This window comes from Desulfuromonas thiophila (genome assembly GCF_900101955.1).
GTDB lineage: Bacteria > Desulfobacterota > Desulfuromonadia > Desulfuromonadales > Desulfuromonadaceae > Pseudodesulfuromonas > Pseudodesulfuromonas thiophila.
Genome location: NZ_FNAQ01000003.1, coordinates 222,706 through 236,233, shown reverse-complemented (window position 1 = coordinate 236,233; position 13,528 = coordinate 222,706). Strand labels below are relative to the sequence as shown.

Annotated in this window: 10 protein-coding genes and 2 tRNA genes; 5 read left to right on the top strand and 7 right to left on the bottom strand. The window is 61.7% G+C overall.

Annotated elements, in window-relative coordinates; translation table 11 throughout:
- Nucleotides 1–87 precede the first annotated feature (87 nt).
- The 5 genes from BLR80_RS04990 (at nt 88) to BLR80_RS04970 (ending at nt 2,662) form a co-directional block, all read left to right on the top strand.
- Nucleotides 88–1,383 (top strand): adenylosuccinate synthase, encoded by a 1,296-nt coding sequence (locus BLR80_RS04990; RefSeq protein ID WP_092076873.1) that lies wholly within the window; start codon nt 88–90, stop codon nt 1,381–1,383.
- Between the two features lie 78 nt (nt 1,384–1,461).
- Nucleotides 1,462–1,537 (top strand) — tRNA-Lys (locus tag BLR80_RS04985).
- Between the two features lie 18 nt (nt 1,538–1,555).
- A tRNA-Glu gene (locus BLR80_RS04980) sits at nt 1,556–1,633 on the top strand.
- Between the two features lie 97 nt (nt 1,634–1,730).
- Nucleotides 1,731–2,240 (top strand): ribonuclease HI, encoded by a 510-nt coding sequence (gene rnhA / locus BLR80_RS04975; protein ID WP_092076871.1) that lies wholly within the window; start codon nt 1,731–1,733, stop codon nt 2,238–2,240.
- A gap of 14 nt (nt 2,241–2,254) precedes the next feature.
- Nucleotides 2,255–2,662, top strand: a complete 408-nt coding sequence (locus tag BLR80_RS04970; RefSeq protein WP_092076869.1) for a CoA-binding protein — start codon at nt 2,255–2,257, stop codon at nt 2,660–2,662.
- Nucleotides 2,663–2,819: 157 nt separating this feature from the next.
- Here the strand turns inward: BLR80_RS04970 and BLR80_RS04965 are convergent, their stop codons facing one another.
- The 7 genes from BLR80_RS04965 to fmt all read right to left on the bottom strand — a co-directional run bounded on the left by BLR80_RS04965 (nt 2,820) and on the right by fmt (nt 13,524).
- Nucleotides 2,820–5,390 (bottom strand): molybdopterin-dependent oxidoreductase, encoded by a 2,571-nt coding sequence (locus tag BLR80_RS04965; RefSeq protein WP_092076867.1) that lies wholly within the window; start codon nt 5,388–5,390, stop codon nt 2,820–2,822.
- A 57-nt stretch (nt 5,391–5,447) separates the two neighbouring features.
- Nucleotides 5,448–7,406 (bottom strand): FAD-dependent oxidoreductase, encoded by a 1,959-nt coding sequence (locus tag BLR80_RS04960; RefSeq protein WP_092076865.1) that lies wholly within the window; start codon nt 7,404–7,406, stop codon nt 5,448–5,450.
- A gap of 228 nt (nt 7,407–7,634) precedes the next feature.
- A complete protein-coding gene (locus tag BLR80_RS04955; RefSeq protein WP_092076863.1) occupies nt 7,635–9,461 on the bottom strand; it encodes a bifunctional homocysteine S-methyltransferase/methylenetetrahydrofolate reductase in 1,827 nt (608 codons plus the stop codon).
- Entirely contained in the window at nt 9,439–10,104 is a 666-nt protein-coding gene (rpe, locus tag BLR80_RS04950) for a ribulose-phosphate 3-epimerase (protein WP_092076861.1), read from the bottom strand. The genes BLR80_RS04955 and rpe overlap by 23 nt, the downstream gene beginning before the upstream one ends.
- Nucleotides 10,105–10,135: 31 nt before the next feature.
- Complete coding sequence (rsmB, locus tag BLR80_RS04945; protein WP_092076859.1) at nt 10,136–11,506, bottom strand: 16S rRNA (cytosine(967)-C(5))-methyltransferase RsmB; 1,371 nt, start codon at nt 11,504–11,506, stop codon at nt 10,136–10,138.
- 92 nt (nt 11,507–11,598) lie between these two features.
- The gene (htpX, locus tag BLR80_RS04940; protein WP_092076857.1) at nt 11,599–12,432 is read right to left on the bottom strand and encodes a zinc metalloprotease HtpX; all 834 of its coding nucleotides are present in this window, start codon (nt 12,430–12,432) and stop codon (nt 11,599–11,601) included.
- 171 nt (nt 12,433–12,603) lie between these two features.
- Nucleotides 12,604–13,524, bottom strand: a complete 921-nt coding sequence (gene fmt, locus BLR80_RS04935; protein ID WP_092076979.1) for a methionyl-tRNA formyltransferase — start codon at nt 13,522–13,524, stop codon at nt 12,604–12,606.
- Nucleotides 13,525–13,528: the final 4 nt, after the last annotated feature.

Below are 13,528 nucleotides of genomic sequence, written 5' to 3'. Positions count from 1 at the left end.
GGCCGCTGTCGACACAACCCGAAGTCGGTAGCCGCCAGCCCGGAATCAAGGCACCACCTGCGATACAATTCTCAAGGAGAACTTACCATGGCAAACGTTGTAGTCGTTGGCGCTCAATGGGGCGACGAAGGCAAGGGAAAGGTTGTCGATATCTACACCGAGCACGCCCAGGCGGTTGTCCGCTATCAGGGCGGCAACAACGCTGGTCACACCCTGGTGGTCGGCAACGAAAAAACCGTTCTGCATCTGATTCCCTCGGGGATTCTGCATGACGGCAAGAAATGCATCATCGGCAATGGCGTAGTGCTTGATCCCGCAGTCTTCATTCAGGAAATCGACAACCTGAAGAAGAAGGGCTACCTGCGCGATGACAGCCAGCTGGTGATCGACCGCAATGTCCACATCATCATGCCGTACCACAAGAAAATCGATATCACCCGCGAGAGCAAGCAGAGCGAACGGCGCATCGGCACCACGGGTCGTGGTATCGGCCCGACCTACGAGGACAAGGCCGGCCGCCGCGGCATCCGCCTGTGCGACCTGATCAACGACACCATCTTCGTTCAGAAGCTGCGGGAGATTCTGCCGGAAAAGAACTTCCTGCTCGAACATTACTTCCACGAGGAACCGCTCAGCGAGCAACAGATCCTTGATGAATATCGGCGCTATGCCGAACGCCTGAGCCCGTACATCGGCAACACCTCGCAGTTGCTTGAGAGCTGCCGCCTTAAAGGCCACAACATCCTGTTCGAAGGTGCCCAGGGCAGCCTGCTGGATGTCGACCACGGTACCTATCCCTACGTCACCTCCTCATCCACCCTGGCGGGCGGTGCCTGCACCGGCACCGGCTTCGGTCCACGCTTTATCCATGAGGTCATCGGCATCTCCAAGGCCTATGTCACCCGCGTTGGTGAAGGGCCGTTCCCAACCGAGCTCAGCGACGATACCGGCGAGCGCATTCGCAAGGCCGGCTCGGAGTTCGGCGCCACCACCGGGCGGCCGCGCCGTACCGGCTGGTTTGATGCTGTTGCTCTGCGCGAAGCGGTACGCACCAACGGCATGACCGGACTGGCGATCACCAAGCTTGACGTGCTCGACACCTTTGACGCCATCCGGGTCTGCACCGCCTATTCCTATCAGGGTCAGCTACTGGAAGAATTCCCCAGTGATGCCAACATCCTGCGCCATTGCAAGCCTGTTTATGAGGAACTTGACGGCTGGAAATGCGACATCAGTGCTGCGCGCAGCTATGCCGACCTGCCCCCGGCGGCCCAGCGCTATCTCGACAAGATGCAAGAGATCAGCCGCTGCCCCATCGTGCTGGTTTCCGTTGGGCCGCGCCGTGACCAGACCATTCAGCTGCGCAACCCGTTTCACGCATAATCCGGCAGAAACAGGCCAAAAAAAGCCGGGAAAAGTGTTGACTTCGCCCAGGGCATCGCGTATAACACTCCTCGTTGTGAGCCGGTAGCTCAGTCGGTAGAGCATCTGACTTTTAATCAGATGGTCGTGGGTTCGATCCCCCCCCGGCTCACCATTTTCAACCATAACGCGTGTCCCTATCGTCTAGCCCGGCCCAGGACACCGCCCTTTCACGGCGGCGACGGGGGTTCGAATCCCCCTGGGGACGCCAGTTGATCAAAAAACCCTGTTCCGGCGGAACAGGGTTTTTCGTTTTCAGTCTTCAAATGCAAAGTGTTTCCGCCGCCGTTTACCCCCAGGGAGCATCCATGCCGCAGGATGACAGCAGTACGGCCAAAATTGCGCCAGACCCGCGCCCCTGCGTTGAAATCTTCAGCGACGGCGCCTGCAGCGGCAACCCAGGGCCGGGAGGTTTCGGCACCCTGCTGCGCTGGGGCGACCACTGCCTGGAACTCAGTGGTTATGCTCCTCATACCACCAACAATCGCATGGAACTGCGCGGTGCCATTGCCGGCCTGCAGGCTCTGAAAAAGCCCTGCCAGGTACGCCTGACCACCGATTCACAATACCTCTGTCGCGGCATGACCGAATGGCTGGCCGGGTGGCGCCAGCGTGGCTGGAAAACAGCGCAAAAAAAAGAGGTTCTCAACCGCGACCTGTGGCAACAACTCGACGCTCTGGCCCGTACCCACCAGATCAGCTGGCATTGGGTCAGGGGTCATTCCGGCCATCCGGAAAACGAACGCTGCGATGCCCTCGCCCGCCAGGCGATCGTCCAGCAGGCCCCCCGCATCAGCGATGAGGATGGCATCTTTTAACCAAGGAGGTTGTCATGGATATGCAACAGCGTATTGACCAGTTTCTCGCCGCCAAGGCGTTCGGTGTGGCCGGCGCTTCGACCAACCGCGACAAATACGGCAACAAGGTGCTGCGCTGCTACCTGCAGAACCAGCTAAAGGCTGTCCCCATCAACCCCCGCGCCACCACCATCGAGGGGGTTCCCTGCGTCGATTCGGTCCTGGCCTTGCCTGACGAGGCAACGAGCCTGTCGGTGATCACGCCACCCAAAATCACCGAGCAACTGGTCGAGCAGGCCCTGGCCAGGGGCATCCGTAATATCTGGATGCAGCCGGGCGCCGAAAGTCCGCAAGCGATAGCCTTTTGCGAAGCCAACGGCATTAATGTCATCGCTGATGGCAGCTGCCTGCTGGTGGTTTTGCGCTACCATGAGGCCCATTAAGAGCAACAGCCGCATCAGGGCAAATCTTCAATCACCCTGGCCCTGTTCCCTTCGAAAACAAAAAAGTCCGGTCTCTGCGCCAGAGACCGGACTTTTTTGTTTTCAAGAATCCGATAGCAGCCAACCTGTCGCCGCCATCGGTTTTCGGGTTACATCATCAGGCTTTGGCCAGGGTAACCGCTACCAGGTTATCACTGAGCGGCAGCAGGCTCTGGGCATTGAGTTGCGCGAAATGGTAGGGCGCAAACAGCAGCCCAGCCGGCACATAGCTGCTCAACCGCGCCGGGCCCTCAATCTTCTTGTCACCGGCGGCAACACTGATCTTGTCTCCCTCGGCTATACCAGCCGCAGCGGCATCCGCACAGCTGATCTCAATGTAGCCAGCAGGTGCGATTTCACAGGCCCCCGCAGCATAGGTCGAGGTCACACCGGTATGGGCGTGCATCTTGCCTGTCAGCAGACAGAGCCCCTGCGATGGAACAGCCGCGCCAATCGCAGCGAATTGCAGCTTGCCTGCCTGCCAGCCTTTCTTGACCGCAGGTATCCGGTAACGCGCGCCTTCAACGCCAACCCGCTCAAACAGATCCGTCAGACTGGCCATTTCAGCCAGGATCTGCTGATCGTCCTGCGTATGCGGCCGGCTGGTCAAGACAGCAAACAGCTGGGCAAAAATCTGCTTGTCCGACCGGCTTTGAGCCAGAGGCGCCAGGGCCGGCTGCAGCAGCCCAACCGACTGATCGCAAGCGACAAAGCTGCCACTCTTTTCCGCAAAGGAACAGGCCGGCAATACCACCTGGGCCATTTCGGTCAGTTCCGATGCCAGAATGTCCTGCACCACCAGCAGATCGAGCTGCTTCAGAGCCTTCTTCCAGCGCGCGCTATCCGGGAAGGTCACCAGCGGATTGACCGCTGCCAAATACAACATGCGGATTTTTCCGGCCTCGATGGCTTCCAGCATCTGGATCGCATTCAGGCCGCCTTCCGGCAGGGCCTGCACCTGCCAGGCCTTGGCAAACCGGGCAGCGTTGGTGCCGTAGTCCTGATAGCCAGGCAACTGTTCCGGGCACACCCCGGCATCCAGCAAACCCTGACTGTTGGGCCGCTCATCCACCGGGAACACGCCTGCCCCCTGCAGCGCGCCGCTGAGAATGGCCAGATCCGCCAATCCGGCGGTCAGCTCGGCAGCCCGGCCACTCTGGCTGATATCGCGTCCAAAGATCAGAGCGACACGGCCAGCCGCCGCCAGCTTGTCAGCCACTTCGACCAGCAGTTCAAGCTCAACGCCTGCCTGACCGGCCGCCGCGGCGACATCCACCTTGGCCAGCAGCTTTTTGATATCACCGGCATTCTGCACCTGCTGCTTGATCCAGGCATTGTCGGCCTGGCCACGATCGAACAACAGACGACACAGCGCCGCCAGCAAGGCATTTTCGCTCCCCGGGCGGTAATTGAGAAACACATGGGAATGGCCCGCAATGCGCACCCGTCGCATGTTGGCCACAACCAGATAAGCATCATTGCGACGACAGGCTTTCTGGATCTGCGCATTCACCATGGGCTGCTCGGCACTGATATCCGAACCGAACACCACAATGGCATCAGCCGTGGCAATGCTCTCGATTGGCGCACTGCCGCCCTGCAGCCCCAAATTGGCCGCCAAGGTGCGGTACACCGCCTGCTGACCAAAACGAGCTGCCGAATCGATGTTATTACTCTTGAAGGCAACCCGAAACAGCTTCTGGAACAAGTAGTTTTCTTCCAGCGTCAGCCGGGCCGAGGCCAAACCGGCTACCGCCGCGCCACCCAGCTCCCGCGCCTTGGCAGCAATGTGACGCAGGGCGGTGTCCCAATCGCTCTGGACACCGGCCACCAACGGATGGCTCAGGCGCTCGGGCGCGTGGACAAAGCCGTAAGCGAAACTCGCATCAAAACTGAGCAGACCGTCGTTACGGGTCACCTCGTCCTGCGAGGTAATCCGGTAGAGGCGGTTATTTTTCACGTTCAGATCAACCTGTTCCAGACTCCCACCGGAAAAGCTCAGCGAGGGCACCTTCTCCAGGGTCCAGCTGCGGGAACTGTGCTTGAACGGCTTGGAAATCATGGCGCCGACCGGACAGACGGCCACGGCATTGCCCTCAATATAAGGATCAATGTCGTTCTGGCCCGGCTTGCGGTCGATAAACGCCTTATCCCCGCGCTCATTGACGAAGAAATCGCCAATTCCGGTCAGTTCATGGCCCACCTTGACGCATTTTTCACAGAGCACACAACGAGACGGCACATGTTCGATCAGCGGCCAGCCGGTCACCTTCGGCATGGCAACATCCAGTGCCCGGTAAGGCTGGTCAAGCACATGATGGTCAAAACAGATGTCCTGCAGGTCGCACTGGCCGGCGGCATCACAGACCGGACAGTCGAGAGGATGGTTGACCAGCAACAGGCGAATCATGTCCTTGCGCTGGCGCTCCAATTCCGGCGTTGAGGTGGTCACAACGATACCGGCGGTGGCGATGGTGTTACAGGCCGTCACCGGTCGCTCAACGCCCTCAACCTGGACCAGACAGACCCGGCAGGCGCCGGTGGTGGAAACCTTTTTCAGGTAGCACATGGTCGGGATTTTGATCCCCAGCTTTTCGGCCGCCTGAATGATGGTGGAACCGGCTTCGATCTCGACTTCCTGTCCGTCAATGGTCAGACGGATCATGGCTTTTTCCGCGTGATGGCTCATATAAATATCCTAAATCCCGTTTTGAGAATCGCGTGATATCCGGAAAGGCCGCCGCAATCAGCGTACTGCGATCATGGCGACGCGGTAGCAGCGCAGACAGCGGTCGGCTTCGATCACCGCCTGGCTCTCCGGCATGGCCAACTCGATCTCATCGTAGTTCTTTGCCCGCTCAGGGCCATTGACCTTGGGCTGATGCTCACGATGCAGACCACCCAGGACAGGCACCTTTTCCTTGCCGTCAAACACCCCGAGGCGATTCAGCGCGTCTTCCATGGCCTCTTCGTCCGTCAGGGCGGCCTTGCCCTCCATCAGATAGCGATGCATGACACTGGCGGCGCGCTTGCCGTGGCCAACGGCCAGCACCACGGTCATGGCGCCATATTCGCAGTCGCCACCGGCGAAGATGCCGGCGTCGTCAGTCATCATCGTGCCACCGTGGGTCAGAATGCTGTTCCAGCGCGTCTGCTTGACGCCGTAGTCACTATCTTCCAGATAGGACAGGTCGGGATCCTGGCCAATGGCCGGAATCACCATGTCGCAGGGAATCACATATTCAGAGCCCGGCACCGGTTGCGGCCGCCGCCGGCCGGATTCATCAGGTTCACCCAGGGCCATCTTGACCACCTCAACGCCGACGATCCGGTTCTTTTCCGCCACCAACCGGGTAGGATTGACGAGGAACTCGAACCGCACGCCTTCCTCCTCGGCATCATCGACCTCATAGGGCTCGGCCGGCATTTCGGCGCGTGACCGGCGATAGACCAGGATCGATTCCTCGGCACCTTCGCGCAGGGCGACACGGACACAGTCGATGGCGGTGTTGCCACCGCCAACCACGACCACGCGCTTGGGGGTCTTGATGTCCTGCCCCAGTGCCACGGCCCGCAGGTAATGGATGCCGCCCTCGGAGAAGCCTTGGTAACCGGCGTCCTCGCCCTCGACGCCCATGGGCTTGGACTTGAAGCAGCCGGTTCCAAGAAAGACAGCGTCATACTGCTCCTTGAGTTCGCGCAGCGACACATCGCGACCGAGTTTCACGCCATACTGAATCTCAACGCCAAGGGAGGCTACGATCTCCGCCTCGCGCCGCAACAGATGACGTGGCATGCGGTAATCGGGAATCCCCACTGCCACGGTGCCGCCAGGCTCGGACAGCATCTCGATAATCTTCACCTGATGGCCTTCAAGTGCCAGGTAGTAGGCACAGGTCAGACCGGCCGGGCCAGCTCCGACAACCATCACCTTCTTGCCCGTTGCCGGCTTGGGCTGCATTGGCGGCTGCTTGTGGTGCAGCCATTCGTGGTCGGAGGCAACACGCTTCATCACCATGATGCTGACCGGTTCATCCACCAGAGCCCGGCGACAGGCCGACTCGCACGGATGCGGGCAAACCCGGCCGCAAACAGCGGCAATGGGCATGCGTTCGCGAATGACCGACAGCGAATCGTCAAGACGGTAGTTCTTGATTTCTTCAATATAGGCCGGAATGTCAATATGGGCCGGGCAACGGTCCATACAGGGGGCGGTCAGTTTGTCAATATAGTCCCCGGCAAAGGGTTGCGGTTTACGCCCCCCCCGGATATAAGCCAGATAATCGTCGCGAAAATGGCGAACGGTATCCTGCACCGGAATTACCGAGGTCATGCACAGGGTACATTTGCAGTTTTCCAGCAGCCCGGAGAGGTTTTCGATCACATCCAGATCGCTCTCCTGCCCCTGACCGGCAAGAATGCGCGCCAAGGTGTCCTGCAAAACGCGAGTGCCTTTTTTGCCTGGCGTGCACTTGCCACAGCAATGCTTTTCCTGCACCCGTTTCATGTACTCGGCAGCCATGGCCACCACGTCCGTCGCGGGATCAAGCACCACCACGCCGTCCCAGCCCATGAACGCGCCAACCTTCCTGTCTCCCTGATACTGGGTGGGGATCTTCAGTTTCAGTGACGCCAGATCGGCCTCACCGCCCTGACGGTTGTCCACAACCTCTCGCCCCCAGCTGGAAAAAACGATTTCAGACAATATGACCTCCTGTAAAACCCGCGCCCCCTGAAGTTTCGAGAGCCCCTGTTATGCCGCAAAAAAGAGCGCCGAGCCGCCCTTTTTTTCGTAATAAAATCAAGATAATTTGTATACAGTATGCAGCTAAATACCACAGTCGGACGGTGCAGATCAAGGATATTTTTGTGCCGCAGCGGCCCTGTCGGCCCCATTGCAGCGGCAATCACAACCGTGCTGGCAACCACAATTTCAGGCCACGGCACGGATGCGATGTATCAGCTCTTCGGCCAGCTCGACCCGGCCGAACGGCGGCATCAGATAGTAGCCGGCCACCCAGCCACGCATCTGGCCAATCAGCTCGTCCATCACCGCCATTCCGGCGGCAACACCGCTATCGCCCTGAGTGCCCCGCATGCGCTGGCGCACCACGTCTGGCAGACGGATACCCGGCACCTCGTTGTGTAGAAACTCGGCGTTGCGCTCGCTCACCAGTGGCAGCAGGCCAACAAACAGCGGTACCGGACAATGGCCCGACAACTCACGCAGACGCTGCAGCACCTCGGCACTGTAGACCGGCTGAGTCTGCACAAAGCGCGCACCGGCGGCGACCTTGCGCTCCAGCTTGCGCAGTTGTCCCTCCAGCGGCTGGGCATTGGGATTGAAGGCGGCACCGCAGCAGAAGGCGGTATGGCCGCCGAGTTCGCTGCCCAACAGGGTTCGACCCTGATTGAGTGCCGCCAGCAGACCGAGCAGACCAATGGCATTGAGATCGAACACATTGCTGGCGCCAGCCGCATCGCCAACCGCCACCGGGTCACCCGTTACCGCCAGAACATGCCGCAAACCCAGCAGATGGGCCCCCATCAGCTCGGAATGCAAGCCGATCAGATTACGGTCACGACAGGTCACATGAGCGATGACCGGCACCCCGCTGGCCTCCTGAATCCGCGCCGCCAGAGCCAGATTGCCCATGCGGATACGAGCCAGCGGATTTTCCGCCAGATTGATGGCGTCGACACCCGCCGCCGCCAGCCGCCGGGCGCCGGCCAGAACCGCGCTGCAATCCAGCCCGCGCGGCGGATCCAACTCCACCGTAATGGGTTGGCGCCCAGCCGCCCAGCGCTCAAGCAACGGCGAAGTCACCGGCGCTGCCGTCGGCACCGGCGTCACCGGCACAACGGACGAAGAAACCGAGCGAACCGGCAGCGGCCGCTGCAGTGTTCGGTTCAGCGCCGCAATATGCTCCGGCGTGGTACCGCAGCAGCCACCGATCAGGCGCACGCCAGCCGCCACCATCTCGCCACCGCGGGCCGCGAAATAGTCGGGCGTGGCCAGATACAGATGCCGGCCATTGACATACTGGGGAAAACCGGAATTGGCAAAGGCCGACAGCAGGCCGTCATCGACGACAGCCATTTCGCGCACCCGCTGCAGCATGTCGTGCGGACCACAGCCACAGTTGGTCCCGACCACATCGGCCAGTGGACGCAGTTGCCGCACGATATCGGCTGCGCTCAGGCCATCGCGGGTGCGACCTTCGGCAACAAAAGCCATCTGTGCCACCCGCGGCAGAGCGAACTCGCGCGCGACCCGCAATGCCAACAGCAGTTCGTCCAGTCTGGCAAAGGTTTCAAACAGCAACAGATCGACGCCACCAGCCACCAGCGCGGCGATCTGTTCGCGAAACAGCGCCGCGCTGGCCTGTTCCGGCGGTTCGCGCTCATACCAGGCCGGCCCCAGTGGCCCGACCGCGCCGGCGACATAGCAGGGCCCCACCTGACTAGCCGCCGCCTGACGCGCCAAAGCGGCACCGGCCCGGTTGACCTCGGCGACAGCATCGGCCAGTCCCGACAGACCCAGTTGATGGCGGTTGGCGGCAAAGGTATTGGTTTCCAGCAGACCGGCACCCGCCTGGCGATACGCCTGATGAGCCGCCAGCACCCGCTGCGGTTCCCGCAGATTGAGCGCCTCAAAGCAGGAACAGTCGCCGCCCTGACTGTACAGCAGGGTACCCATGGCGCCATCGGCCAACAGCACGCCCTGCCGCAAGGCCTCAAGAAAGGGCGGTCTGGCCATGCTGACGCAGTTCGGCAATGCGTTGCGCGTAATCGCTGGCGGCAAACACGGCACTGCCGGCCACAAAGACATCGGCGCCGGCGGCCGCAATGGACGCGATATTGTCCACCTTGACGCCGCCATCCACCTCCAGTTCAATGGCGCGACCACTGCGATCAATCATCTCACGCAGCTGGCGGATTTTCGGCAGGGTCTCGGCAATGAAGGCCTGACCGCCAAAACCGGGATTGACCGTCATCACCAGCACCAGATCGATCTGCTGCAGGATGATTTCAAGGGTGGCAGCCGGCGTCGCCGGGTTGAGAGACACCCCCGCCTTCTTGCCCAGGCCGTGAATCAGCTGCACCGTGCGGTGCAGATGCGGCACGGCTTCCTGGTGCACCGTAATGATATCGGCGCCGGCGGCGGCAAAATCGGGAATATAGCGATCCGGCTGCTCAATCATCAGATGAACGTCAAGAGGCAGACGGGTCACCTGCCGCAAGGCCTGCACCACCGGGGCACCAATGGTGATGTTGGGCACAAAATGACCATCCATGACATCGACATGAACATAATCGGCGCCAGCGGCCTCCAGGGCGCGTACCTCGGCGCCAAGACGGGCGAAATCGGCGGACAGGATCGAAGGCGAAATTTTGATCATGCATCCTCACAAGGGGTTCGGGGGCAGCGGGTCAACGGCGCCGCAGGCAGGCGGCAAAAAAACCGTCCATGCCGTCGTGAACAGAGGGACAGGTGCGCAGGCAGCCTTGCGCATCGAGCAACTCCGGCGGCAGCCGGTCTTGCAGCGGCTCCAGCTCGAAATCCGGCTGGCGCCGAAGAAACTCGGCCACCTGGGCGTCGGATTCCTCCGGCGTAGTGGTGCACAGAGAATAAAGCAAGCGGCCACCGGGAGCAACCCGCCGCGCCGCCTGCTGCAGAATCTGCTGCTGCAGCTGTGCCAAATCAGCGATATCGTCCGGCTGGCGCCGCCAGCGCAGCTCGGCATTACGCCGCAGCACCCCCAGGCCCGAGCAGGGAGCATCAACCAGCACCCCGTCAAAGGCGGCGTCGGGCAGACAGGCGTCGGACAGGCGCATGTCCAGACAAAGGGTCTGCACCCGCTGACAACCCAGCCGCCGAGCACCCTGTTCCAGCTTCCGCAGCCGGTGGGCGTGAAGATCCACGGCCAGAATATCCGCCTGATTGTGAGTCAATGCCGCCAGATGACAGGTCTTGCCGCCGGGCGCGGCACAGACATCAAGCAGACGCTGGCCGGCCTGGGGTTGCAACAGCGGCGCGATCAGCTGACTGGCCTCATCCTGGGGCTGGAACGCGCCGCTGGCGAAGCCCGGCAATGCCGTCAGATCGGTTACCGGCTGCAGCAGGCGGATGCCATCGACGGCATAGCGGCAGGCTTCGGCAGCATAGCCGGCCTCAGCCAGCTGGGCCAGCAGCTGGGCCGGTGTGGTTTGCAGCCGATTGACCCGCAGGGTCAGCGGCGCCGGTAGCAACAGACAGGCAGCCAGCCGACCGGCCGGCTGCAAACCGTATTGGTTCCACCAGCGCTGCGCCAGCCAGTCCGGTAGCGACAGGGTGGCAGTCAGCCAGCCCAGCGGATCCTCTTCAGCCGTCGGCCAACGCAACTGTGGCTGACGCCGCTGCAGGGCGCGCAGCACCGCGTTGACCAGACCGGCGGCGCGTTGCAGGCGCAGCTGGCGCGTCAGTTCAACACTGCTGTGAATGGCCGCATGGGCGGGAACCCGATCAAGGAACAGCAGCTGATAGGCACCCAGACGCAACAGATCGAGTACCGCCGGCTCCAGCGTGGCCAGCGGCTGACGACAGCAGGGCGCCAGGGCATAATCGAGGCTGGCGCGCCGTCGCAGAGACCCATAGACCAGCTCGGTGGCCAGCGCCCGGTCACGCGACGCCAGGGCACTGCGGCGCAGGGCCGCATCAAGGGTCAGGTCGGCGTAGCCGCCGGCGGCCACCCGGCGCAACACCTGGTAAGCCAGCAAGCGACAGTCCGTATCGTTAGCTGGCGGCAAGGAATCGACGACCATGGCATCCCCAGAGAAAAAAGAAGACAGCAACACAAACGGCCGGAGCGCAGCTGCACTCCGGCCGTCACAGACAATGCACCAATCAGCCGTTTTTAGCTCATGGCCTGCAGCCGGCGGATACGCTCGGCCACGGGCGGATGGGTGGAGAACAGGTTCTGCAGACCGGCCCCCCGCAACGGATTGACGATGAACATATGGGCCGTGGCATCGTTGACCTGACGCATCGGCCGCTGATGGTTGGCCTGCTCCAGCTTGGCCAGGGCGCTGGCCAGATACTGCGGGTTGCCACACAACTCGGCACCGCCGCGGTCGGCGACAAATTCGCGCGAACGCGAAACCGCCATCTGTACCAGCATGGCCGCCATGGGGGCAAAAATCAGGGTCACGATGGTGGCAATCAGGTTACCACCGCCCTCTTCGTCGTCGCCACCGCCGAAGATCAGCGCCCACTGACCCATTTGCGCCAGATAGGAGATAGCCCCGGCGATGGTGGCGGCAATGGAACCAATCAGGATATCACGATGGCGCACATGGCTGAGCTCATGGGCCATCACACCCATCAGCTCCTCACGACTGAGCAAATGCAGAATGCCCTCGGTCGCCGCCACCACCGCGTGCTTGGGGTTGCGGCCGGTGGCAAAGGCGTTGGGCGTGTCCTGCGGCAGAATGTAGACCTTCGGCATGATCAGGTTATTGCGCTGCACCAGCTCGCGCACCACCTCGTACAGCGGACCGCTGGTCACCTCCTGGCCCTTATACATGCGGATGACGATCTTGTCGGAGAACCAGTAGGAACCCAGATTCATCACGGCGGCCAGCACCAGCGCCACCAAAGCACCGCCCTGGCCACCAATGGCACCGCCAATCAGCATCAGAAGAGCGGTCAGCAAGGCCATCAAGGCCACGGTTTTGAGATTGTTGAGCATGGTCTCTTTCTCCTTTTATCAGCAGCGAGCGGATCGACAATTGCCATGACAGCCGTCGTCACCAGCGCCGCCGGCAGATCGGATCATGGCAGGGGTCAATCTAGGCGGGGCGCCACCCAAAAACAAGAGGCCAAGCCGCAGTCGCCACCTGTGCAAAAAAACGGTCAGGACTCAATCGGCCACCTCACCCAAGCGGGTTCCGACCGGCAGTGGGCAGCCACGCAGAAATTCACCCGCCGGCAGACGCTTGCGGCCCGGCAGCTGCAACTGGCGCAACCGCAGCGCCCCCTGACCGCAGGCCACCAGCACACCAGCAGCATCGGCGGCCAGAACAGTGCCGGGCGCCCCCTGCCCCTCGGCCATGCGGCTATCGTTGATCTTGAGCATCTCACCCTGCAGTTCGCTGTAGGCACCCGGCCAGGGATCGAGTCCGCGCACCAGATTGTGAATCTGTTGGGCCGGCAACTGCCAGTTAATCTGGCCATCCTCCTTTTTCAGCATGGGAGCGTAGGTTGCCAGGGCATCGTTCTGCGGTTCCGGGCTGAGGGTGCCCATACACAGCCGCGCCAGGGTCTCCTGCATGGCCTCGCGCCCCAGCAGCGCCAGTCGATCATGCAGTTCGCCGGCGGTTTCGTTGGGCTGAATCGGCAGAGAATGCTTGACCAGCATGGCCCCGGTATCAAGCCCGGCGTCCATCCGCATGGTGGTCACCCCGGTCATCGGATCGCCCTCGATGATCGCCTTGTTGATCGGTGCCGCGCCGCGATGCCGCGGCAACAGCGAGGCATGCACATTGATGCAGCCATAGCGGGGGATATCGAGAACCTGCTGGGGAAGAATCTGGCCATAGGCCACCACCACAATCAGATCCGGCGCCAGCTGGCGCAGCTGTTCAACCGCTTCTGGCCGGCGCAGCCGCTCCGGCTGAAACACCGGGATGCCGTGCGACTGGGCCAGTTCCTTGACCGGCGGTGGCGTCAATCGGTTACCTCGTCCCTTGGGGCGATCCGGTTGGGTAAATACACCGACCAGTGGCAGCCCGGCCTCGATCAGACCTTCGAGGGTCGCCAGGGCAAAGGTCGGCGTCCCCATGAAG

Bases quoted from the DNA above. Each gene is read 5' to 3' on its own strand.
- BLR80_RS04990 (WP_092076873.1), top strand. From the start codon at position 88: ATGGCAAACGTTGTAGTCGTTGGCGCTCAATGGGGCGACGAAGGCAAG.
- rnhA (WP_092076871.1), top strand. From the start codon at position 1,731: ATGCCGCAGGATGACAGCAGTACGGCCAAAATTGCGCCAGACCCGCGC.
- BLR80_RS04970 (WP_092076869.1), top strand. From the start codon at position 2,255: ATGGATATGCAACAGCGTATTGACCAGTTTCTCGCCGCCAAGGCGTTC.
- BLR80_RS04965 (WP_092076867.1), bottom strand. From the start codon at position 5,390: ATGAGCCATCACGCGGAAAAAGCCATGATCCGTCTGACCATTGACGGA.
- BLR80_RS04955 (WP_092076863.1), bottom strand. From the start codon at position 9,461: ATGGCCAGACCGCCCTTTCTTGAGGCCTTGCGGCAGGGCGTGCTGTTG.
- rpe (WP_092076861.1), bottom strand. From the start codon at position 10,104: ATGATCAAAATTTCGCCTTCGATCCTGTCCGCCGATTTCGCCCGTCTT.
- rsmB (WP_092076859.1), bottom strand. From the start codon at position 11,506: ATGGTCGTCGATTCCTTGCCGCCAGCTAACGATACGGACTGTCGCTTG.
- htpX (WP_092076857.1), bottom strand. From the start codon at position 12,432: ATGCTCAACAATCTCAAAACCGTGGCCTTGATGGCCTTGCTGACCGCT.
- fmt (WP_092076979.1), bottom strand. From the start codon at position 13,524: ATGGGGACGCCGACCTTTGCCCTGGCGACCCTCGAAGGTCTGATCGAG.